Raw genomic sequence first — 21,185 nt, forward strand, 5'->3', positions numbered from 1 at the left:
TCTTTTATTGAGATAACAATTCCCTTACCAGCCTGCTAACCTGATCGCCGGCTGCGCGTCCCTGTACTTTTGGCATGAGAATTTTCATTACCTTGCCTGTATCGGCGGGACTTTTAGCCTGAGTTTCTTCAATTGCGGTTTTGATAAGTTCTCTTAGCTCGGCTTCGTCTAATTGTTTGGGTAAAAACTCTTCCAGAATTTTGATTTCTGCAAGGGTCATTTCCTTGAGGTCGTCGCGGTGTGCCTGTTCAGCGCCTTCCAGCGCCTCTTTACGGATTTTTACTTCTTTTTGAATAATTCCCAAAACACCGGAATCATCCAGAGCCGAGCCTTTGTCAATTTCGGCATTCTTGATACTGGCGATGATCAACCGTAGTGTGCGTTTGCGTGTTTCATCACCAGACCGCATGGCTTCTTTAAGGGATGTCTCGATTTGATTTTTCAACTCCATCTCTTTTCCTCAATTCGGTTCAAGGTGAATTGGACACGGTGATGTAATCTTTGATCTTTTCAAATATGGCCGATCCAATTCCAGGTACATTTTGAATTTCTTCAATTGTAACAAATCTGCCGTTTTTTTGCCGATATGCGATGATTTCACGGGCTTTGGCTATGCCAATTCCGGGAAGATTTTCCAATTCTTGTTGAGTTGCCAAATTCAGATCAACGATGCCGGGTGTGTTTTCGTTTGCATGGACTGAGGATAGGGTTGGGGTCAGGCTGGTGATAGATAAAACCTCGCCCTTTGTCGGAATAACCAATTTTTGCCCATCATTCAAGCGAGCCGCAAGGTTGATTTGATCGACATCCGCCAGAGCGGTCAGTCCTCCGGCAGCCTGAAGGGCATCTTCTACCCGGCTGCCAACTGGAAGGTGATAGACCCCCGCTTGGCGTACCTCTCCGATGACATGCACGGCAATGTTAGAGGGGGTAGGTGTGGGTAAAATTATAATGGGCGCACTTTCAGATGGCGCTGAGATCAGTAGAATTAATCCGGCAGCCAGCAATCCGATCAGAATCCCGAAAACGATCGAGTAAATTGTTTTTCCCATGTGGTTACTGCCATTTCCTGAATTCTTCAATATCAGTATAATGAGGTTCGGTAAGTGGTCAAGCAGTTTTCGGTTGATTTTCTAGAATCCCGGTGTGGGGAGGGAAATGATGAAAATTTACACGCAGGAAATTGAAATTGATACTCGGGGGAACACAGATATCATTGATGTGACTGGTAAGGTGGAAGAAATTATCAAAGAAGCCGAAGTTACTGTGGGAATTTGTTTAATTTTTACACCTTCCAGCACCAGTGGTGTCACAACTATTGAATACGAGCCGGGTTGTTTACAAGACTTAAAAAGGGTATTTGAACGCATCGCTCCCTCCGGTGAACATTATGCCCATAATGCCCGCTGGGGCGATGGAAACGGTCACAGTCACATCCGGGCTGCACTGCTCGGAGCGTCTGTGACCATCCCAGTTCAAAATCATCAATTGATGCTGGGGACGTGGCAGCAAATCATTCTGGTGGATTTTGATATCCGCCCACGCCGGAGACGGTTAAAGGTTCAGGTTTTGGGAGAATAATCTTCTCCTGTAAACTCTTCTCCAATTCAAGCATGGCATTGAACGAGGCAATACTGACTTCCAGCATCGCAGAGTCCGGTTCTCGTGTCGTCAGCGATTGAAGCGCCAGGTTGGGGCGGATCATCCATCGAATTAATGGATGATCCAGATGGTTTGCGGTGAAACGAATGTATTCGTAAGCCAGCATGGCTAAAACAGGAATAAGCAGCACTCTGGAAAGCAACAATAATCCAAATGGCAGGTTGCCTACCAGCGAGAAGACCAGAACCGAGAGGATGATCAAAGTCAAGAGGAAAGAAGTTCCGCAACGGGGGTGCTCCAGTGGGTATTGCTTGACCGTTTCGGGTGTCAGCTCGGCTCCGGCTTCAAAGGCATTGATAGTTTTATGCTCAGCTCCGTGATAGGCAAAAACCCGCTGGATATCCGGAATACGACCGATCCCCCAAATGTAGAGAATGACACCTCCCAACCGGAGAACGCCCTCGATTAAGTTCATGGCAAGAGATGAAATACCCGTCAGGTTTTGAATTGCTTTACCAATCGCAGCCGGTGTCAGAAAAAATAAACCAATTGCGATTGCCAGAGAGGCGGCAAGGGTAAGGTACAAAGAAATGCCTTCAATTTTTTCTTCTTCACCACCCTGCAAGTTTGCCGAGCGGGTCAGGTAGCGAGTCCCCAATCCCAAAGCATCCCAGAGAAGAATCAATCCGCGAAAGAAGGGTACTTTGCTCAATGAGGATTGATAAATTCCCTTCAACTCCTCGGTTTCAATGATGATCTGACCATCGGGGGAACGCATGGCTGCCGCCAATGCATATTTTCCGCGCATGAGAACCCCTTCAATGAGGGCCTGTCCTCCATAGGATGGTAGTTTTAATTTATCTGTGCTCATACGCGATCCGATTCTGGGTTATCCCTGTTCACCATAATTGTAAAAGAAATGGACCAAAGTTTGAATCCCCTTGTACCAGGTGGGGAGGTGTAATTTTTCGTTTGGGCCATGAATGTTATCGTCCGACAAACCAAAACCGGTCAACACCGATTCGACTCCCAATATACGCTGCATATTACCAACAACCGGGATACTGCCTCCTTCTCTTTTGTACACAGGAGGTTTGCCCCAAACGGAGACAAATGCATTGGCAAGTGCCTGAGTAGCCGGATGATGGATATCGGAAATTGATGCGGCTCCATAGGACATCTGGATTAATTCCCAGCGAACTGTTTTAGGGGCTTTTTCCATCAAGTATTGTTTGAGTTGGTCAAATACCGCCGCTGGGTCTTGATCCGGCACGAGGCGGGTGGAAATTTTTGCCATAGCCCACGAGGGAATGACGGTTTTTTGACCTTGACCCGTAAAACCAGAATAAAGGCCGTTCACGTCAAGCGAGGGGCGGGCTCCAACCCGTTCAACGGGCGTAAAACCTTTCTCACCATACAGGGCGGGGACGCCGGTTTGGCGTTTGTAGTATTCCTCATCCATAGGCAGTTTTGCCAGTTCGGCTCTTTCCTCCTCGGAAAGGGGGCGAACACGGTCATAAAAACCGGGTAGTGTAATTCTGCCATCCTGATCGTGCATTCCGGCGATCAACTCGGATATGACCTGGGCAGGATTGTGAACAACTCCACCAAATAAACCGGAATGAAGATCGTGTTCCGGGCCGTATACACGTAATTCAAAGTAGGCTAAACCGCGTAATGCATATGTAATGGTGGGTAGGTCAGCTGCAATCATCCCTGAATCGGGATTAAGGGCAACATCACAAGCAAGTAACTCTTTATGGCTTTCCATGAAGGAGTTTAAGTTTGGTGAACCAATTTCCTCTTCTCCTTCTATCATGAATTTTACGTTGACCGGCATTTTGCCGTTTTTGAGAATCGATTCAACGGCAAAAAGGGTTGCAGCTACCTGACCTTTCATATCGGATGCACCGCGCCCATACAGATTTTCACCGCGTACCGTTGCCTCAAAGGGAGGGCTTTTCCAAAGGTCATCAGGCTCGGAAGGTTGAACATCATAATGTCCGTAAATCAAAACGGTTGGCGCATTAGGCCGGTCGGCACATTGACATTCGCCGTAAACTACCGGATGACCCTCGGTGGGAATGATGGAAATCTCCCTTAAACCTAAATCCCTTAACTTGGCGGTGATCCATTCAGCAGCAGCCTGCATCTCCGCTTTCTTTTCGGGGTCGGTCGAAATAGATGGTATACGAACAAAATCTTTGAGCTGTTCTAAAAACGATTCCCGCATTGTGTTAGCATATTCGAGTGCCTTTTGGCGGTGGCTCATATCCATGGCTCCTGATAGAAGATGGTTTGATTATATGATAAAAGTCACAATCCAGAAAGAATTATTGCTTCACGCGAAAATTCTGCTAAAATAAAAGTGAAAAGGTTCGGTGGTCAGTTCAAGGAAATCTTGACTGGCGTCGGGTAATTTTGTTCAGCCCGTCGAAAAGTGCCGCCCTCCTCCTCCACCGATCCTATGAAAAATACCGATTTAATGATCTCCCCAAAATACAACATTGCCCGGTACCTGTTCCGGTCAAAAAGTTGAACAAACCGAAAGGGATTCCTTTCGGTTTTTTTAAATTCATTCTCCCATTCCAGAGAGTGAGGTTGATATGATTATCAAAAATGGAAAGATCATAACATGGCAGAACCCCAATCAAATTCTTGAGGATATGGCTCTATTAATTCAAAATGGGGTGATCACAAAAATTGGAAAATTTGAAGATATTAAACGAGCATTTCCTGCTGAAGAAGTGGTTGATGCTGGCGGACAGTACGTGATGCCTGGTAACATTTGCGCACACACCCATTTTTATGGGGCATTTGCACGCGGAATGGCCATTCCCGGCATGCCCGCAAAAGATTTTCCGGAGATTCTGGAAAAATTATGGTGGTCGCTGGACAAATCACTCAGTTTGGAAGATGTAAGGTACTCGGCATTGGTGTGTTTGATTGATGCGGTCAAGCATGGCACAACAACTTTGATTGATCATCACGCCTCGCCGAGCGCCATCCGTGGATCGCTGGATGAGATTGCTCAAGCAGTGGCTCAGGCCGGCGTGCGGGCTTCTTTGTGTTATGAGGTAACCGACCGCGAAGGTGAGAAGGGTGCTGAAGAAGGAATTCGTGAAAATCTGCGATTTATTGATCTGATAAAAAGAAACAATCCGCTGCCGGGGAAACTGGCTGGGATGTTTGGCTTACATGCCAGTTTGACCCTTTCCGAAGACACCCTGAGAAAATGCCGCGAAGCAGTAGCAGATGATGTCGGGTTTCATATCCACGTTGCCGAAGATCCAGCCGATGAATATGATAGTTTGTATAAGTGCGGCGAAAGAGTGGTGGACAGACTTTACCGCCATGGAATACTGGGTGAACGAAGTATTGCGGTTCATGCTGTGCATGTGGATGTTCGTGAGGTGGATTTGCTGGCGCAAACCAAGACATGGGTTACTCATCAACCGCGTTCCAACATGAACAATGCAGTGGGGATGTCGCAACCGGAAGGGATGCTGCGTGCCGGTGTTAGAGTGTGTTTGGGTAATGACGGATTTTCCAACGCGATGTGGGAGGAGTGGAAGACAGCCTACCTTGCCCACAAGTTGTGGAATCGTGATCCTCGGCGAATGCCGGCTACCACGGTGGTGGAAATGGCAGTCTATAACAACCGGGCTCTCGCAGAGCAGCAATTTAACATCGGGCCGCTTGGGGTAATTTGTGAAGGGGCACAGGCTGACCTGATCTTTGTGGACTATCATCCATTTACCGAGTTAAACGAAGGAAATCTGCCCTGGCACATTGTTTTTGGTTTTCATGAGAGCATGGTGACTTCTACCATGGTGGCAGGTGAATTCCTGATGCGCAATCGCCAACTGCTGACACTGGATGAGGAAAAAATTACCTACGAGGCTCGCCATCTATCTTCTCAAACCTGGCAGCGGTTTCAGAACCTCTTTCAAGTATCTTGATTACAACAGAGGAGTTAATAAGCAATGTCGCCACAAAAAACATATACCATCGGAATCATTGGAGGAACGGGTAAAGAAGGCAAAGGATTGGCTTACCGTTGGGCAAAGGCGGGGCATCGCATTACAATCGGTTCGCGGCAGGAAGAGAAGGCAAAGGCAGCAGCCCAGGAAGTCATGGAATTGCTGGGCGCCGATCATCTCGTTCGCGGGGAAGCAAATGAGGTAGCTGCTCAGGAATCCGACATTCTGGTCTTGACGGTTCCATATGCTGCTCATGCTGAGATGTGCGAGCGAATGAAACCTTTTGCCCAGGGCAAAATTATCATTGATGTAACCGTGCCACTGGTACCGCCGAAGGTTACCCGCGTTCAAATGCCACCTGAAGGAAGTGCAACCCAGCAGGCGCAAAAAATTATGGGAGAAGATGTGCAGGTCGTGGCTGCATTTCAAAATATCTCGTATGAACATCTCCTCAACGACGAGGAAGTAGAATGTGATGTTCTGGTGTGCGGCGGCAACAAAGAAGCCCGGGAGGTCGTTTTACAGCTGGTTGAAGATGCCGGTTTGGTTGGTTGGAATGCGGGTCCGGTCGAAAATGCCGTGGTTGTTGAGGGGTTAACCTCGATCCTGATTGGGTTGAATAAACAATATGGTGTGCCCTCGTCAGGTATTCGGATTACCGGCATACCCCGAAAGTCATAAGGCTATCGCATGAAAAAGCTGGAGTTGACTCCGCTCGCAGGAATTCCACTTATTCAAGCTGGAGATGATCTGGCAAAAATTACATTTGATGCTCTAAAACACGAGAATATTCCATTATTGGATGGGGATATTCTCGTATTTGCCCAAAAGATAATTTCCAAAGCCGAGGGCCGGCTGGTGTATTTACCCGAGGTACAGCCTTCCGATCAGGCTATTCAAATCGCGGCAGAGGTTGAGAAAGATGCCCGTTTTATCGAATTGGTACTGCGTGAATCGCGCCAGGTGATTCGCAAGCGGCCCGGAACAATTATTGTTGAACATCGTCATGGTTTTATTTGTGCCAATGCCGGGATTGATCATTCGAATGTGCGCGGCCCTTACGGTGACCCCGACCTGTGGGTTTTGTTGCTTCCTGAAAACCCGGATCGTTCGGCGCAGCAAATCCGATCCGAAATTGAGAAGCGGGCGGGAGTAAAAGTTGGCGTGTTGATCATCGACTCGCATGGGCGCGCCTGGCGGTTGGGGACGGTTGGTGTGGCAATTGGTCTTGCGGGATTGCCCGGTCTGGTTGATTTGCGTGGACAAACCGACATGTTTGGTTACCAGCTGCGGATTACTCAGGTTGCAGCAGCTGATGAACTGGCGGCAGCCGCTTCGCTGGTGATGGGTCAGGCGGATGAACGAACGCCAATCGTTCACGTCAGGGGATTTCCCTACCCCTTGCGAGAGGGCAGTTTTGCAGAATTGCCCCGGCCGATTGAATTGGATTTGTTCCGATAGGGGAGTTGTTTCCTTGATGAATGTGACGGTTCTGGCAGGCGGTGTGGGTGGCGCAAAACTGGCGCATGGCTTTGCACTTTGCCAGCCGGAAATTGACCTGACGGTGATTGTCAATACCGGAGATGATTTTGACCACTTTGGCTTGAGGATTTGCCCAGATCTGGATACGGTTTGTTATACGCTGGCAGGGTTGGCTAATCCTCAAACTGGCTGGGGACGCAAAGACGAAACCTATGAAGTGCTGCGGTGTGTTGGCGAACTGGGCGGACCGACGTGGTTTCGTTTGGGGGATAAAGACCTTGCCACTCACCTTGAGCGAACCCGTCGCCTAAGCGAGGGTCAGCGATTGAGCGATGTGGTGACCGCTTTCTGCAGCACCTGGGGGATCAAAGCACGGGTGTTGCCCATGAGCGATGATCCGGTGCGTACGATGGTGGATACCCGTGAATATGGCTGGCTTGACTTTCAAAATTATTTTGTCCGCCATGCCTGCCGACCTACTATTCAAAAGATTGCATTTGAAGGGATTGAGCAGGCATTACCGGCCGCAGGTGTTTTGGAAGCATTAGAGGACAGTGATTTGATTGTGATTGCACCTTCCAACCCTTGGGTAAGTATTCAACCCATCTTATCGGTCAATGGGATTGCCTCAATGATCCAATCCCAAAAGGCGGTTGCGGTATCACCGATTATTCAAGGGCAAACCCTCAAAGGCCCGGCTGCAAAAATGTATCGTGAAATGGGGATTGAACCTTCCCCTGTGGCAGTCGCTCAACATTACAGTACCTTGCTGTGGGGGTTGGTCATGGATGAATTAGACCGAGGATTTGAATCAACCCTGATGTCGTCAGGTATAATGGTATTAAGTACACAAACGATCATGCAAAATGAGCAGGATCGTCTCAGTTTGGCGCGAGAAATCCTCACATTCAGCCAAGACCGCAATCCAAATCAGATGCCAAGAAGGGAGTTTTGACGAATGGGCCTGTGGGCAATTGTCCCCGTGAAACCCCTGCGTCGCGGTAAATCACGTCTTGCAAGTGTATTATCGGAAGACGAACGGGCGTTATTAAATTTTACGATGTTGAGCAGCACCTTGCGCACTTTACAGGAGGTCGAGGAAATTGACCAGATTCTGGTGGTCAGCCGCGACCCCGCGGCTTTATCACTGGCCAGGGAATATAAAGCCAGAACGGTTCAGGAGGATGGCCAGCCAGAGTTGAACACTGCTTTGCAACGTGCAACGGTTGTTGCACAAATGTATGCTGCACAGGAAATTCTGATTTTGCCGGCTGACCTGCCGCTGCTCTCTGTGAGCGATATTCACCGAATTCTTCAGCGTGCTAAAAATCCACCGGTTGTCGTAATCTCGCCTGACCGACGTAACGATGGCACTAACGCTCTTTACATGAATCCGGCGGGGATTATCGAATATCGCTACGGGCCGGGCTCTTTTCATCAGCATGTAGAACAGGCACGGTTGAAGGGGGTTCGGGTGGAAGTTTGTCAGCTTTCCACCTTGAGCTTGGATTTGGACTTACCCGAAGATTTGGACTTGCTAAAACAAATCGAAGCCATGCAAATTGAACCTTGAGAAAAATTTTTTTCACCGGGAGGAAACCATGTCCGAAAGAGTAGCGCTTTATTTGCAGGATGCCCACGATTTGCGGGACGGCCTTGAGTACGTCAAATACGCCGAAAAACGCGGTTTTGAAGCGGTTTGGCAGGCAGAGAGCCGTTTGGTGAGGGATGCGATTGTTCCCATGGCAGCATATGCAGCCGTAACGGAGCGGATTAAAGTGGGTTCAGGGGTCATCAACAACTGGACTCGCAATATCGGCCTGCTGGCTGCCACATTTTTGACTCTGGATGACCTTGCCCCGAATCGGATCATCTGTGGCATTGGGGCATGGTGGGATCCCTTGGCAAAGAATGTGGGTATCGAGAGGCGAAAACCACTGACCGCCATGCGGGAAACGGTGATCGTTTTGCGCCGGTTATTGAATATGGAACGGGTTACCTTCCATGGTGAGTTTGTGCATGTCGAGGGGATTGAATTGGATGTGGTGCACGGTCGGCGTGAACCCAGAAATGTGCCGATCATGATTGGTGCAACCGGCGATCAAATGATGGAATTGACAGGGGAAATTGCGGATGGAGCCGTGTTGAATTACTGTGTGCCGCCCGAATATAACATTCGCGCATTGGAATTGCTGGAAAAAGGTGCAAAGAAGTCAGGACGCACGCTGGATGACCTTGACCGACCTCAGCTGGTGGTTTGCTCGGTTGATCACGACCGCGAAAAAGCGATTGATACCACCCGTGAATTGCTGACACAGTATCTGGCTCAACAACCACATATTGCCAAGGCTTCGGGTGTATCCCAGGATGTAGTGGCTGAGATTCAATCCATATTGGGATGGCCGGCAACCCATGAGCAGATTCAAAAGGCAAAACATCTCGTGCCGGAAGACTTGATCCACCAAATTACCGCTTCCGGAACGCCCGAGGAAGCGCGCGCAAAAGTGGATGAGTATCGCAAATACGGCTGCACCTGCCCGATTCTTTACCCGGTGGGTGGTGATGTCAAACTCTTGATTGACACATTTGCCCAGCAATAATAGCGTTGTTTTCCCTCTTTTAGGTGTTTTTCCTGATCTGGAGGTTGATTCAATGATCAAAGAATACTATCGCCCAAAGACGCTTTCGGAAGCGGAACAATTATTCAAAATGGGTGATAAAAAGTATGTACCCCTGGGTGGTGGTAGTTTGCTCAGCCGATCCAAAGAAGACCTGTGTGTTGTGGATTTACGGGATTTAGGGCTGAATCGGATTGAGGTAGTTGGGCAAAGAGCGGACATTGGAGCAACCGTAACTTTGCAACAACTTCTGGAATCGGAGTTTGCCCATGCAACCCTTAAAGAGGTTATCCGAAAATCGGCAACCTTGAATCTTCGGAATCAGGTCACGCTGGGAGGTTATGTTGTTTCAGCAGATGGACGATCGCCACTGGCAATTGCCTTAATGGCCATGGACGCAAAGTTGATCTGGCATCCTAATCAGGAGACTCAGTCCATTGGTGATTGGTTTTCATTGCGGCAACCGCGTGGGTTTTGGATCCACGCAATTCAATTGAATTTAAATCTTGTGATGGATTATGAACAAGTAGCAAGAACGCCGATGGATCAGCCGATTCTGGCCATTGCGGCTGCTCGCTGGCCTTCGGGAAGAATCAGAGTTGCTGCCGGAGGTTATGGGAGTGCCCCGTTGCTTGTTTTGGATGGCCCGGAAGACGGCGGGGTGATTGAAGCGGTCAGGAATGCTTTGAGTGCCAGTGGAGATGAATGGGCAACCGCGGAATATCGGCAAGCAGTAGGTCAAGTGTTCGTACGCCGAATCATGGATCGAATTTCGTCAGGTCTTCAGAGTAAATGAGGAGCCAGGCAATGAAGAAAGTTTCCTTTGCTCTCAACGGAATTGTTCAACACTGGGAAGTTGCCGATGGTGAGACTTTGTTGGCCTCCCTGCGGCGTGAAGGATATTTTGGGGTTAAATTTGGTGGATGTGAAAAGGGCGAGTGCGGTGCATGTACCGTACTGCTAGATGGGAAGCCAGTCAATTCTTGCTCTCTGTTGACTGTGCAGGTGGAAGGCTGCCATGTACAGACCATTGAAGGAATGGGAGAACATCCCGATCAGGGCTGGAAGAAGACCGCCGGATTACACCCCATTCAACAGGCGCTGGTGGAAAGCGGTGCTATCCAATGTGGATATTGTACCCCCGCCTTTGCTCTGGCCGCAAAAGCCTTGCTGGAAAAAAATCCCAATCCCAGTGAAGAGGAAGTGCGGGAAGCCATCGCTGGAATCCTCTGTCGTTGTACCGGTTACTTGAAACCTGTCCAGGCCATTCTCAAGGCGGCTTCGATTTTGCGGGGAGAAGTGGACGAGCAGGATTGGATCGAGGATACGGGTGTTCCTTTACCTGTGGATTGGCCTTCGGGAGCAGACCAATCACCTGCGCCAGCCGGCGACTTCGGTTCACCTGAAAAATTGGTGCTTACCCGCCGTAAGGTCTTCATGCCGCGCATGTTCATTACACCTGAGGTTCGCCAAAAGACTCTTTCGCGAGTTGGAAAGCCTGAATTAAAAGTAGATGCCATCAAGCTGGTACAGGGAAAGCCTGCGTTTGCAGCGGACATGGAAAAACGCGGCATGCTGATTGCCAAAGTACTGCACAGTCCGGTGGCTCATGCCCGTATCAAGCACATTGATCTAAGTAAAGCCCGGGCATTACCGGGTGTGGCAGCGGTGCTATGTTACAAAGATATACCGCGGGTGGTTTACTCAACCGCTGGTCAGTCGGATCCGATACCCGGCCCATTAGATACTTTTTCACTGGATTCAAAGGTGCGTTTTGTGGGCGACCGGGTGGCGTTTGTTGCCGCCGAAACTGAGGAAATTGCTGAACAGGCACTCAATCTGATTGAAGTTGAATACGAACCCCTGCCGGCAATTCTGGATGCCCGTGATGCCATGAAACCCAATGCGCCGATTATCCACGACGAACCGGAATACGTCAATTTCGGAGAGTCGAATCCACAAAGAAATCTGGCAGCACAAATTCACATTGATATTGGGGACGTTGAAAAAGGATTTGAAGAAGCCGATCGAATTTATGAAGCCGAGTATGTTGTTCCAAAAGTGCAGCAAGCCCATATTGAGCCGCATGTGGTTGTAACCTACTGGGATGAGGATGATCGTCTGGTGATTCGCACCAGCACGCAGGTGCCATTCCACGTCAGGAGAATTTTGGCGCCTGTGCTGGGGCTGCCGGTAAAACGGATTCGAGTCATTAAACCACGCATTGGTGGCGGTTTTGGTGGAAAACAGGAAGTTCTGATCGAGGATGTTGCTGCTCATTTGACCATTGCTACCGGAAGACCCGTGTTGTATGAATACACCCGTGAAGAGGAGTTCATCGCTGCTCGATCCCGCCATCCCATGCGAATCCGTATGAAAACAGGCGTAAAGATGGATGGCACAATAACCGCCAATGAAATGCGGGTGCTTTCGGATACCGGTGCGTACGGCTGTCATGGTTTGACGGTCACCGGAAATACCGGTCACAAATCTATGGCATTGTATGTCGGAGATGGCCCATATCGTAAATCCCCGAATATCCGTTTCTATGCGGATGTTGTTTATACCAATACCCCACCGGCCGGGGCTTACCGGGGTTATGGTGTACCGCAGGGATTCTGGCCGGTTGAAAGGCACATGGAGCGGATCAGTCGAGACCTGGGGCTTGATCCGATTGCCTTCCGGTTAAAAAATGCCATCCGCGAAGGTGAATTGCATCCTTTTAGCACGGCATGGAGTGAAGGCCGTGAACCACGCCCGGAAATTATTCAAACGGTTGGGCTGGAAGAATGTGTCCGCCAGGGAAAGGCCGTCATCGGCTGGGATCAAAAATTTGGCAATCCCGAATGGCATGTGGTGGCGGGTAAACCCTATTTACGGCGCGGGATCGGTGTTGCGCTGGTCATGCAGGGTACGGCGATTCCCTATCTGGACATGGGCGGTGCCAGTATCAAGATGAACGACGATGGATCATTCAACCTTCTGGTTGGGGCAACCGATCTCGGCACCGGCTCGGACACGGTTCTGGCACAAATGGCGGCTGAGGTGCTGGGTGTGCCGGTGGATGATATCATCGTCTATTCATCGGACACAGACTTCACCCCCTTCGACAAAGGGGCTTATGCCTCTTCAACGACTTACATATCCGGTGCAGCAGTCGTCAAGGCAGCTGAAGATGTTGCTGAAAAAATCAAAAAACGAGCTGCCCGAATGATAAAGGAACAGCATCCCAGTGTTCAGGTTTCGCCTGAAGATATTTTGCTCGAAGATCGTAAAGCGATTGCCCCTGGCGGGGAATACGTCACCCTGGCTCAGGTTGCCTTGAATGCTCTGCATCACACGGATCAGGAACAGATTATGGGGATTGGTTCGTATTATTCGCCGGTTTCACCCCCGCCATTTGCGGCTCAATTTGCCGAAGTAACAGTGGATGTTGAAACCGGGCAAATTACCGTTGATCGTTTGGTGATGGCTGTGGATTCGGGTGTCATTGTCAACCCGGTGACGGCTTCGGGTCAAATTGAGGGAGGAATGACGCAGGCGCTGGGATATGCCGTATGTGAAGAAATGGTTTATGATCAATACGGTCGGGCGCGTGAGAAGGATTTGGTGGATTATCATATCTTCCGTGCAAACGAAATGCCAAAGTTGGAAACGGTGTTTGTGCAGACTTATGAACCTTCTCACCCGTTTGGGGTCAAGGCTGTTGCGGAAATTCCCATGGATGGGGTTGCCCCGGCGGTTGGTAATGCCGTTTTAGATGCTTGCGGTGCGGATGTCTTTGAAAATCCCATCACACCCGAACGTCTCTGGCGGGCTCTTAAGGAAAAACAATCTGTTGCAGATCATCATTAAAATGGGTGAGGAAAAATGCTGGCTATTTATCGTGAAATTGCCAAAATAATTGAGGAAGGGAATGCGGCTGCCGTATGTACGATTATTGAAACCAGCGGATCGGTGCCGCGCCACGAAGGCAGCAAAATGCTTGTTTTCCCGGATGGATCCTTCATTGGGACAGTGGGGGGCGGAGAGGTGGAAAATCGGGTGATCCAGGAGGCTCTTCAATCCTTGAAGGATGGAAAAATACGCAACCTCCGCTACAATATGGTTGATCCAGAACAAGGCGATCCGGGAGTTTGCGGTGGGACGCTGGAGGTGTACGTGGAACCAATCTTACCCAAGCCCACTCTGGTTGTAATCGGCGGTGGACATGTCGGCAGGGCGGTTGTACATCTTGCCAAGTGGCTGGGATTCACGGTGGCTGTGAGTGATGACCGTCCGGAGTTCTGTACCCCGGAAGCGAACCCCGGAGCGGATTTATTTTTCCCGGTGAAAATGGCGGAATTACCTCAGCACTTAAAAATCACTCCCTATACCTATCTGGTGTTGACGACCCGCGGTAGTAACATTGATGTGGAGGGTTTGGAACCACTGCTTCATACCGAGGCAGCCTACATTGGTGTGATCGGTTCAAAACGACGTTGGCTGGTAACCCGTAAAGCTTTGCTTGAAAAAGGAGTTTCTGAGGAATTACTCAATCGCGTCCATTCACCAATGGGCTTAGAATTAAATGCAGAGACTCCGGAGGAAATTGCGGTCAGCATCATGGCAGAAATTATCATGCTACGGAACGGCGGAAGTGGAGAGAGGATGCGGATTTAGGAGGGCGTCCATGTGGAAGAACGTTTTCAGTGCAGTATCAATTGAAGAAGTTTTAAACCTCCTCGCAGAAAAAAAGGAGAAAGCGCGGATCATTGCCGGAGCAACCGATTTGATTTTAGAGATAGAACGGGGGGTGCGCCATGGCATTGAAACGCTGGTGGATGTTTCACGCATCCCTAATCAGGATCAAATTATTCTGGATGAAGATGGGTGGATTCATCTTGGCCCATTAGTGACCCACAATCATTGTGTTGCTTCAAAAATGATTGTGGATCTGGCATTCCCGCTTGCACAGGCAGCCTGGGAAGTCGGTTCTCCACAAATTCGCAACCGCGGAACGATTGCCGGCAATTTGATCACTGCTTCTCCGGCTAATGACACGATTACTCCCTTGATGGCTTTGGGGGCGCGTATTACCCTCCAATCCTTGAAGGGAACTCGTACACTTCCGCTGGAAAAATTTTATCAGGGGGTTCGACGGGTGGATTTGCAGCCCGACGAGATGTTGGTGGATATTGCTTTCCCTGCCCTCAAGCCTGATGAACGGGGGATGTTTATTAAGTATGCTCTTCGCCGGGCGCAAGCGATTTCTCTGGTGAATGTTGCCGTGATTTTGACTTTTGACGGAGAGCGAGTTTCAAAAGCCAGTATCACTTTGGGGGCAGTGGCTCCTACCATTATTCACGCGCCAGAGGCGGAAGAATATTTAGTTGGTAAATCCCTCTCACCGGAAGTGATTCAACAGGCTGGGCAATTAACCATGAAAGCCGCCCGGCCTATTTCGGATGTGCGCGGCTCCGCTGAATACCGCCGCAGGATAGTAGGGGTGATCACCCGACGATCTTTGACGGCGTTGGCTGCCCACCGAGAAAGGGAAGGGTTTCCACAGCGCCCGGTGTTGTTATGGGGAAGCGAAAATCCTCCACGAGGACATTTGGATCACTCCATTCTCCATGAAGAAGGTGTGCCTATTGAAACAACCATCAATGGTAAACCTTATTCCATTCGAGGCGGGCATCAGAAATCACTCTTGAGGTTTATCCGCGAGGATGTTGGTCTGATTGGAAGTAAAGAGGGTTGTGCCGAGGGAGAGTGCGGAGCGTGTACCGTTTTTCTGGATGGTACTGCGGTGATGAGCTGCATGGTGCCCGCTACCCGTGCGCATGGCGCGCAGATCATCACGGTTGAAGGGTTAGCCAGTGACGGAACTCTTCATCCGGTTCAAAAGGCCTTTGTCCAGGATGGAGCTGTTCAGTGCGGTTATTGCACTCCGGGTTTCTTGATGTCGGCAGCCAAATTGCTTGAAGAGCGCCCGACACCTACTCAAGAGGAAATTCGGCAGGCAATGACCGGAAATTTGTGCCGATGTACGGGTTATTATAAAATTATTCAGGCCGTAGAGGATGCTGCTCAGTTGGCGAATAAGGGAGGAAAAAATCATGCCCAATAAATATGGAAATTTACAAGCCAAGCAACAAGAGATGATGCGCGAATCGCGCAATTATGTCCACCCGATTTGGCGGGGGGTTGGCTTCATTCTGATCATCCTGACGCCAATTTTGGGGTACTTTGGAACAATTGCCTTGCTGGAAGAGAACGCTCGCCAAAAATGGTTTGTTATCCCGGTTGATTTGCTTGCTCCGGGAGCCGATCCTCTGTTATTTGTCAAAATAGGGATGACCCTGATTTTGGCATTTCTCTTCTATTTCTTGTTTCAATTTATCAGCATGGTTTTGTTCAGGTTGTTGGGACCTTCTCGGTATGGTCCGTATGATGTACCCCCTGTCAGTTATCGTGGAAAAAAATACCGGCGATGAAGTGTAAAGTGGAGGTTGAACCATGAGCATAGTCGGCGAGTCTGTTGTCCGGGTTGATGCGATTGGCAAAGTCACCGGAGAAACATTGTATCCGGGAGATTTTAATTTACCCAACCAAGCTTACATGAAAATTTTATTTGCCCAGCACCCCCACGCGATCATCAAACGATTGGATACCTCGAAAGCTGAGCAATATCCGGGTGTGCTGGCTGTATTTACGGCAAAGGATGTTCCCAATAACGAGTACGGTTTAATCATGCCGGATCAACCGGTATTGTGTGGCCCTGGCTCGACAAAACCTTTTGCCGATCGAGTGAGGTTTATTGGGGATCAGGTTGCGCTGGTGATTGCCGAAACCGAACAAATTGCCGCGGAAGCCTTGAAATTGATTGAGATTGAGTATGAAGCCTTGCCGGTGATCACCGATCCACGTGAAGCCATGAAGGCAGATGCGATCCTGATGCATCCGGACAAGGGATCCAATGTGTTTGGACGTTATCGTATTCGTAAGGGAGATGTGGAAAAAGCGTTTCAACAAGCCGATGTGATTGTTGAGGGTTACTATCAAACGCCAGCGCAGGAACACGCTTATCTCCAGCCGGAGGCGGGTTTAAGTTTTATAGATGAAGCAGGCAGAGTAACTATTATCGTTGGGGGGCAATGGACGCATGAAGATCAGGAACAAATTGCCCATGCGCTGGCTTTGCCGCTGGATCAGGTGCGGGTAATTTACCCGGCGATTGGTGGGGCCTTTGGCGGTCGAGAGGATATGTCGGTTCAGGTTGTACTGGCTCTGGCGGCCTGGCGGCTTCATCAACGCGGAATCAACCGTCCAGTAAAGATTATCTGGTCAAGAGAAGAATCGATCATTGGTCATCACAAACGTCATCCCTACTTCATCCGGGCTAAGTGGGGGGCGAAGCGGGATGGTAAGGTGATTGCAGCCGAAATGGAAGTTATCGCCGATGGCGGAGCATATGCGTATACTTCTACAAAAGTCTTGGGAAATGCAACCTTGATGTGCACCGGGCCGTATCTGATTCCGAATGTCAAGGTTGATTCCTACGCAGTTTATACCAACAACCTCCCCAATGGAGCATTCCGCGGGTTTGGCGGACCGCAGGGAGCCTTTGCTGCTGAAATGCAAATGAACAAACTGGCAGAAAGATTGGGAATTGACCCGGTTGAAATTCGGATGCGCAACTTACTGGACGAAGGAGACCTGCTTTCTGTGGGAACTCCGCTGCCACCCGGAGTCAGTATCAAGAAGGTTGTGGAAGCGTGTGCCAAAGCCGCCGGCTGGGAAAAGGGCGAAAATGGCTGGCACCGTCCCGCCGGATTTCAGGTGGAAACCGGAAATCCATCCTTGAAGCGTGGTATTGGATTTGCCTGTGCTTTCAAGAATGTTGGATTCTCGTTTGGCGCACCGGAAAATTGCTGGGCTATTGTTGAATTGCACGGAGATGCCGAGATTGAAAAGGCGGTGTTATACCATGCCGCGGCTGAAGTTGGGCAAGGTTCCCACACGGTGCTGGTGCAAATGGCAGCCGAAGCCTTGGGGCTGCCAATGGAAAAGGTGGAACTGGTAGCCGCGGATACCGCTGTTACGAAAAATTCGGGCAGTGTTTCAGCATCCCGAATGACCTTCATGGCTGGAAATGCTATCCGGGGTGCGGCAGAAAGAGCTTTGGAAGCATGGAAAAACGAAGAGCGGCCGGCAAGAGCAGAATTTCAATACCGTCCTCCGAAAACGACCCCGTATGATCCGGAGACCGGAAAATCGGAACCCAATTTTGCCTATGGTTATGTGGCCGAAGCGGTAGAAGTGGAGGTGGATATCGAAACTGGCCAGGTGAGGCTGGTGAAGGTAATCTGTGCCGATGATGTGGGTAAAGCGGTCAATCCACAACAGGTGCAGGGGCAGGTAGAAGGGGCTGTGGTGCAAGCCGCCGGCTATGCAATTTTAGAAAACTTCATTCAACAAGACGGGCAGGTATTGACCAAAACACTATCTACCTACTTAATTCCCACGATTCTGGATATACCAGAAAAAGTCCAATCCATTGTATTGGAGTATGCTGATCCACGAGGACCGTGGGGCGCGCGTGGCATGGGAGAAATGCCCTATCTTCCGCTTGCGCCAGCTGTAGGAGCAGCCATACGCAATGCAACCGGAAGGTGGTTTGACCAATTCCCCTACACGCCGGAAAGAATTTTGTCAGGACTGGAAGAATAGCCCTTTAGCGAGCCTTTCGATGTCTGATTTGAGAGTGCTCATCCGCGGCGGCGGGGATTTGGGTAGTGGTGTTGGGGTGCGTCTTTATCGTGCCGGAGCGCAGGTAGTTTTTACCGAATTGGCCATGCCGCTGGTTGTTCGGCGTTTCGTTTCTTTTGCGGAAGCGGTCATCAGCGGGTCAACTTTTGTAGAAGAGGTAAAAGCACAAAAGGCTACTTCCAAAGAGGAAGTTTTTTTCCTGCTGGAACAACAAATTGTACCGGTTTTGATAGACCCACAAGCAGAAACAATCCAGTGGTTGAAACCCGATGTTCTCGTGGATGCCCGATTGAGGAAAGTCCCCCCTGAAATCAACATGGAAGCTGCCTCACTGGTGATTGGATTGGGCCCGGGGTTCACGGTTGGGTTGAATTGTCATGCCATTGTTGAAACGAAACGAGGCCCTACGCTGGGCAGAGTGTATTGGAACGGTACAGCTGAAGCGGATAGCGGTTTACCTGAGGGGGTCAACGGATATGTGGAGGAGCGGGTGTTGAGGGCGCCGCGGGATGGCTATTTTAATCCCTTAGTAAGAATTTGCGATTTTGTTACCAAGGGTCAACCGGTTGCTGAGGTGGGCGGCGTGCCGATTGTTGCACAATTTGATGGAGTAATCCGCGGGCTGGTGGTGGAAGGATTGCCGGTCACAAAAGGCATGAAAGTGGGTGATGTTGACCCGCGAAAAGATCCGCGTTTATGCAATCTGGTTTCCGATAAATCCTTAGCGGTGGGCGGAGGTGCGCTGGAGGCAGTGCTTTCTATCCCTGAATTGCGTCGTAAATTATGTTGAATCAGATATGCGCCTGAGGGATTGCTTGAGAATTGACCACACAAGTCGGGCTGCCATTGTAGGAGCGGGCGGGAAAAGCACCATTCTTTTTAATGCTGCGAAAGAATTTGATTCACCAGTGGTACTGGCCGCCACGGCTCATCTTTGCACCGACCAACTCAGACTCGCAGATACGCATCGGGTCATTGAAAAGCCTGCCGATGTCAGTTTGATATTTCAAAAATCCATACGAGGGACGATTCTCCTGACCGGCCCAGTGGGGGAAAGGGATCGAACCCATGGTTTGTCGGTAGAAGAGATTGACCTGGTTCGGGAAAATTGCGACCGTTACGGCCTGCCGCTACTCATTGAAGCGGACGGCTCACGCCGATTGCCCCTCAAAGCCCCTGCTGAACATGAACCGCCGATACCCGGTTGGGTCAATCACGTTGTGGTCGTTTCAGGTCTTTCAGCCTTGGGTAAAGCGCTCAGCGAGGAGGTAGTTTTTCGGGCGGGTCGTTTTGCTGAAATTGCCGGCAGTCAGATGGGGGAAAGAATTAATTTGGCGATGTTAAAAAATTATCTGCTTTCGGAAAAAGGCGGATTAAAAAATATTCCGAAAGATGCCATCAGAAGTGTCTTTTTCAATCAGCTGGATCAGGTGGTCATTAGCCGTTTGGAAAAGGAAATTCTTTCTAAAGAATTGCTTAACAGATTTGATCAAGTTATTTGGGGTGAGGCTGCTCGTCCCCAATCTGAAGAAAGGGTAGTTGAAAGGTATGAGCGAGTAGGGGGAATTGTACTGGCTGCAGGTGGTTCAAGAAGGTTTGGTAAGCCAAAACAACTGCTGGAATGGAAGGGAAAACCCTTTCTCTGGCATGTGATTCACAAGGGACTTCTTTCCGGCTTGGATCCCATTGTGGTTGTCACTGGCGCCAATCACGAATTGGTAGAAGATGCCATTTCGGGTTTACCGGTTATGCAGGTTCATAATCCGGATTGGGAAAGGGGGTTAAGCACCTCAGTTCGGCGGGGGTTGGAAAAAATTGCCGATCAAATTGGTGCAGCGGTCTTTTTGATGAGTGATGTGCCCCAAGTTCCGGTTCAACTCATCGAGAAACTGATTCTTGCACATCGAACGAAAAGCGGCTTTATCTTTTCGGCCGCAACCCAGGGTCAATTTATCAATCCGGTTTTGTTTGACCGGCGTTGTTTTGAGGATTTGTTGAAACTGGAAGGGGATCGCGGCGGAAAAGTTTTATTCCAAAAATATCCTGTTGAAGCAATAGAATGGGGTAACGCGGAAGAGGTAAAGGACATTGACCGTAAAGAAGATTATGAGTGGTTAAGAGGTTGGAATGGATGACAGATTGCGCATAGCCAATAAAGTGGCAGCGGTGGTTTTGGCGGCTGGCCTTTCAACCAGAATGGGGCAGCCAAAATTATTACTCGATTGGGACGGTAAGACCGTTATTCAGACGGTTTTAGAAACATTGCATAATGCGGGTATTGAAAGGATTTACACTGTTGTTGGCGCCAATCGAGAGGCTGTCCAAGAATGTATTTATTCCTTGTCGTTCCCGGTTGAGACAATTTTTAACCCCAACTACTCCAATGGAGAAATGACCGATTCGATTAAGGTGGGAATTCAATCCGTTCAACGCGACGCCGAGGCGGTGTTGATCGTGCTGGGTGATCAGCCGCAGATGATGGCAGAAGTTATCCGCGGAGTTCTGAATGCCTACCAAAAAACCGGCTCGAAAATTATTGTGCCAAGTTACCAATTTCGACGGGGGCACCCCTGGTTGATTGATCGGAGTTTATGGGGTGAATTAGAAAATCTCAATCCCTCTTATACCTTGCGGGATTTTTTACGAAAGCATCAGGATGAGATTCACTATTTTGAGGTGGACACTCCCACCGTTTTGCAAGATTTAGATACACCGCAGGATTATCAGCAGTTTAAACCTTCATGAG

General features: G+C 49.6%; 20 protein-coding genes. 16 read left to right on the forward strand and 4 right to left on the reverse strand.

Annotation, left to right across the window (positions count from 1 at the left end):
- Positions 1 to 4 precede the first annotated feature (4 nt).
- Positions 5 to 451 carry a GatB/YqeY domain-containing protein gene (locus tag AC812_RS15545; RefSeq protein ID WP_061916782.1) on the reverse strand — a complete coding sequence of 149 codons (447 nt, stop codon included), beginning with the start codon at positions 449 to 451 and terminating at the stop codon, positions 5 to 7.
- 19 nt (positions 452 to 470) lie between these two features.
- Positions 471 to 1,052 (reverse strand): helix-hairpin-helix domain-containing protein, encoded by a 582-nt coding sequence (locus AC812_RS15550; protein ID WP_061916779.1) that lies wholly within the window; start codon positions 1,050 to 1,052, stop codon positions 471 to 473.
- 109 nt (positions 1,053 to 1,161) lie between these two features.
- Here AC812_RS15550 and AC812_RS17315 point away from each other — a divergent pair, with 109 nt between their 5' ends.
- On the forward strand, positions 1,162 to 1,581 hold the full coding sequence (locus AC812_RS17315; RefSeq protein ID WP_061916777.1) for a secondary thiamine-phosphate synthase enzyme YjbQ: 420 nt from the start codon (positions 1,162 to 1,164) through the stop codon (positions 1,579 to 1,581).
- On the opposite strand, the gene AC812_RS15555 is transcribed toward AC812_RS17315, so the two are convergent.
- Positions 1,514 to 2,473: a DUF1385 domain-containing protein gene (locus AC812_RS15555; protein ID WP_082149093.1), complete on the reverse strand. Its 960-nt coding sequence runs from the start codon at positions 2,471 to 2,473 to the stop codon at positions 1,514 to 1,516. The genes AC812_RS17315 and AC812_RS15555 overlap by 68 nt on opposite strands.
- An 18-nt stretch (positions 2,474 to 2,491) precedes the next feature.
- Entirely contained in the window at positions 2,492 to 3,874 is a 1,383-nt protein-coding gene (locus AC812_RS15560) for a dipeptidase (RefSeq protein ID WP_061916771.1), read from the reverse strand.
- A gap of 334 nt (positions 3,875 to 4,208) precedes the next feature.
- On the opposite strand from AC812_RS15560, the gene ssnA reads away from it, so the two are divergent.
- The 15 genes from ssnA to AC812_RS15635 are packed head-to-tail and all read left to right on the forward strand — an operon-like array spanning position 4,209 to position 21,184.
- Positions 4,209 to 5,564 (forward strand): putative aminohydrolase SsnA, encoded by a 1,356-nt coding sequence (gene ssnA, locus AC812_RS15565; protein WP_061916768.1) that lies wholly within the window; start codon positions 4,209 to 4,211, stop codon positions 5,562 to 5,564.
- 24 nt (positions 5,565 to 5,588) lie between these two features.
- Positions 5,589 to 6,266, forward strand: a complete 678-nt coding sequence (gene npdG / locus AC812_RS15570; protein ID WP_061916765.1) for an NADPH-dependent F420 reductase — start codon at positions 5,589 to 5,591, stop codon at positions 6,264 to 6,266.
- Positions 6,267 to 6,275: 9 nt separating this feature from the next.
- The gene (gene cofE / locus AC812_RS15575) at positions 6,276 to 7,046 is read left to right on the forward strand and encodes a coenzyme F420-0:L-glutamate ligase (RefSeq protein WP_061916762.1); all 771 of its coding nucleotides are present in this window, start codon (positions 6,276 to 6,278) and stop codon (positions 7,044 to 7,046) included.
- A 16-nt stretch (positions 7,047 to 7,062) separates the two neighbouring features.
- Complete coding sequence (cofD, locus tag AC812_RS15580; RefSeq protein WP_061916759.1) at positions 7,063 to 8,022, forward strand: 2-phospho-L-lactate transferase; 960 nt, start codon at positions 7,063 to 7,065, stop codon at positions 8,020 to 8,022.
- A 3-nt stretch (positions 8,023 to 8,025) separates the two neighbouring features.
- Positions 8,026 to 8,640, forward strand: a complete 615-nt coding sequence (cofC, locus tag AC812_RS15585; protein ID WP_061916756.1) for a 2-phospho-L-lactate guanylyltransferase — start codon at positions 8,026 to 8,028, stop codon at positions 8,638 to 8,640.
- A 28-nt stretch (positions 8,641 to 8,668) separates the two neighbouring features.
- Entirely contained in the window at positions 8,669 to 9,667 is a 999-nt protein-coding gene (locus AC812_RS15590; protein ID WP_061916753.1) for an LLM class flavin-dependent oxidoreductase, read from the forward strand.
- Positions 9,668 to 9,719: 52 nt separating this feature from the next.
- Positions 9,720 to 10,481, forward strand: a complete 762-nt coding sequence (locus tag AC812_RS15595) for an FAD binding domain-containing protein (protein ID WP_061916750.1) — start codon at positions 9,720 to 9,722, stop codon at positions 10,479 to 10,481.
- 11 nt (positions 10,482 to 10,492) lie between these two features.
- Positions 10,493 to 13,540, forward strand: a complete 3,048-nt coding sequence (locus AC812_RS15600) for a molybdopterin-dependent oxidoreductase (protein WP_061916747.1) — start codon at positions 10,493 to 10,495, stop codon at positions 13,538 to 13,540.
- A 15-nt stretch (positions 13,541 to 13,555) separates the two neighbouring features.
- Positions 13,556 to 14,347 (forward strand): XdhC family protein, encoded by a 792-nt coding sequence (locus tag AC812_RS15605; protein ID WP_061916744.1) that lies wholly within the window; start codon positions 13,556 to 13,558, stop codon positions 14,345 to 14,347.
- A 10-nt stretch (positions 14,348 to 14,357) separates the two neighbouring features.
- Positions 14,358 to 15,797 carry an FAD binding domain-containing protein gene (locus AC812_RS17320; RefSeq protein WP_169787327.1) on the forward strand — a complete coding sequence of 480 codons (1,440 nt, stop codon included), beginning with the start codon at positions 14,358 to 14,360 and terminating at the stop codon, positions 15,795 to 15,797.
- Positions 15,787 to 16,164 carry a hypothetical protein gene (locus AC812_RS15615; protein ID WP_061916743.1) on the forward strand — a complete coding sequence of 126 codons (378 nt, stop codon included), beginning with the start codon at positions 15,787 to 15,789 and terminating at the stop codon, positions 16,162 to 16,164. The genes AC812_RS17320 and AC812_RS15615 overlap by 11 nt, the downstream gene beginning before the upstream one ends.
- 22 nt (positions 16,165 to 16,186) lie before the next feature.
- A complete protein-coding gene (locus AC812_RS15620) occupies positions 16,187 to 18,400 on the forward strand; it encodes a xanthine dehydrogenase family protein molybdopterin-binding subunit (protein WP_061916740.1) in 2,214 nt (737 codons plus the stop codon).
- Between the two features lie 19 nt (positions 18,401 to 18,419).
- Positions 18,420 to 19,229, forward strand: a complete 810-nt coding sequence (gene yqeB / locus AC812_RS15625; RefSeq protein ID WP_061916738.1) for a selenium-dependent molybdenum cofactor biosynthesis protein YqeB — start codon at positions 18,420 to 18,422, stop codon at positions 19,227 to 19,229.
- Between the two features lie 25 nt (positions 19,230 to 19,254).
- Positions 19,255 to 20,574, forward strand: a complete 1,320-nt coding sequence (gene yqeC / locus AC812_RS15630) for a selenium cofactor biosynthesis protein YqeC (RefSeq protein ID WP_061916735.1) — start codon at positions 19,255 to 19,257, stop codon at positions 20,572 to 20,574.
- The gene (locus tag AC812_RS15635) at positions 20,567 to 21,184 is read left to right on the forward strand and encodes a nucleotidyltransferase family protein (RefSeq protein WP_061916732.1); all 618 of its coding nucleotides are present in this window, start codon (positions 20,567 to 20,569) and stop codon (positions 21,182 to 21,184) included. Before yqeC ends, AC812_RS15635 begins: the two co-directional genes overlap by 8 nt.
- Position 21,185: the final 1 nt, after the last annotated feature.

It is taken from the genome of Bellilinea caldifistulae (assembly GCF_001306055.1).
GTDB lineage: Bacteria > Chloroflexota > Anaerolineae > Anaerolineales > Anaerolineaceae > Bellilinea > Bellilinea caldifistulae.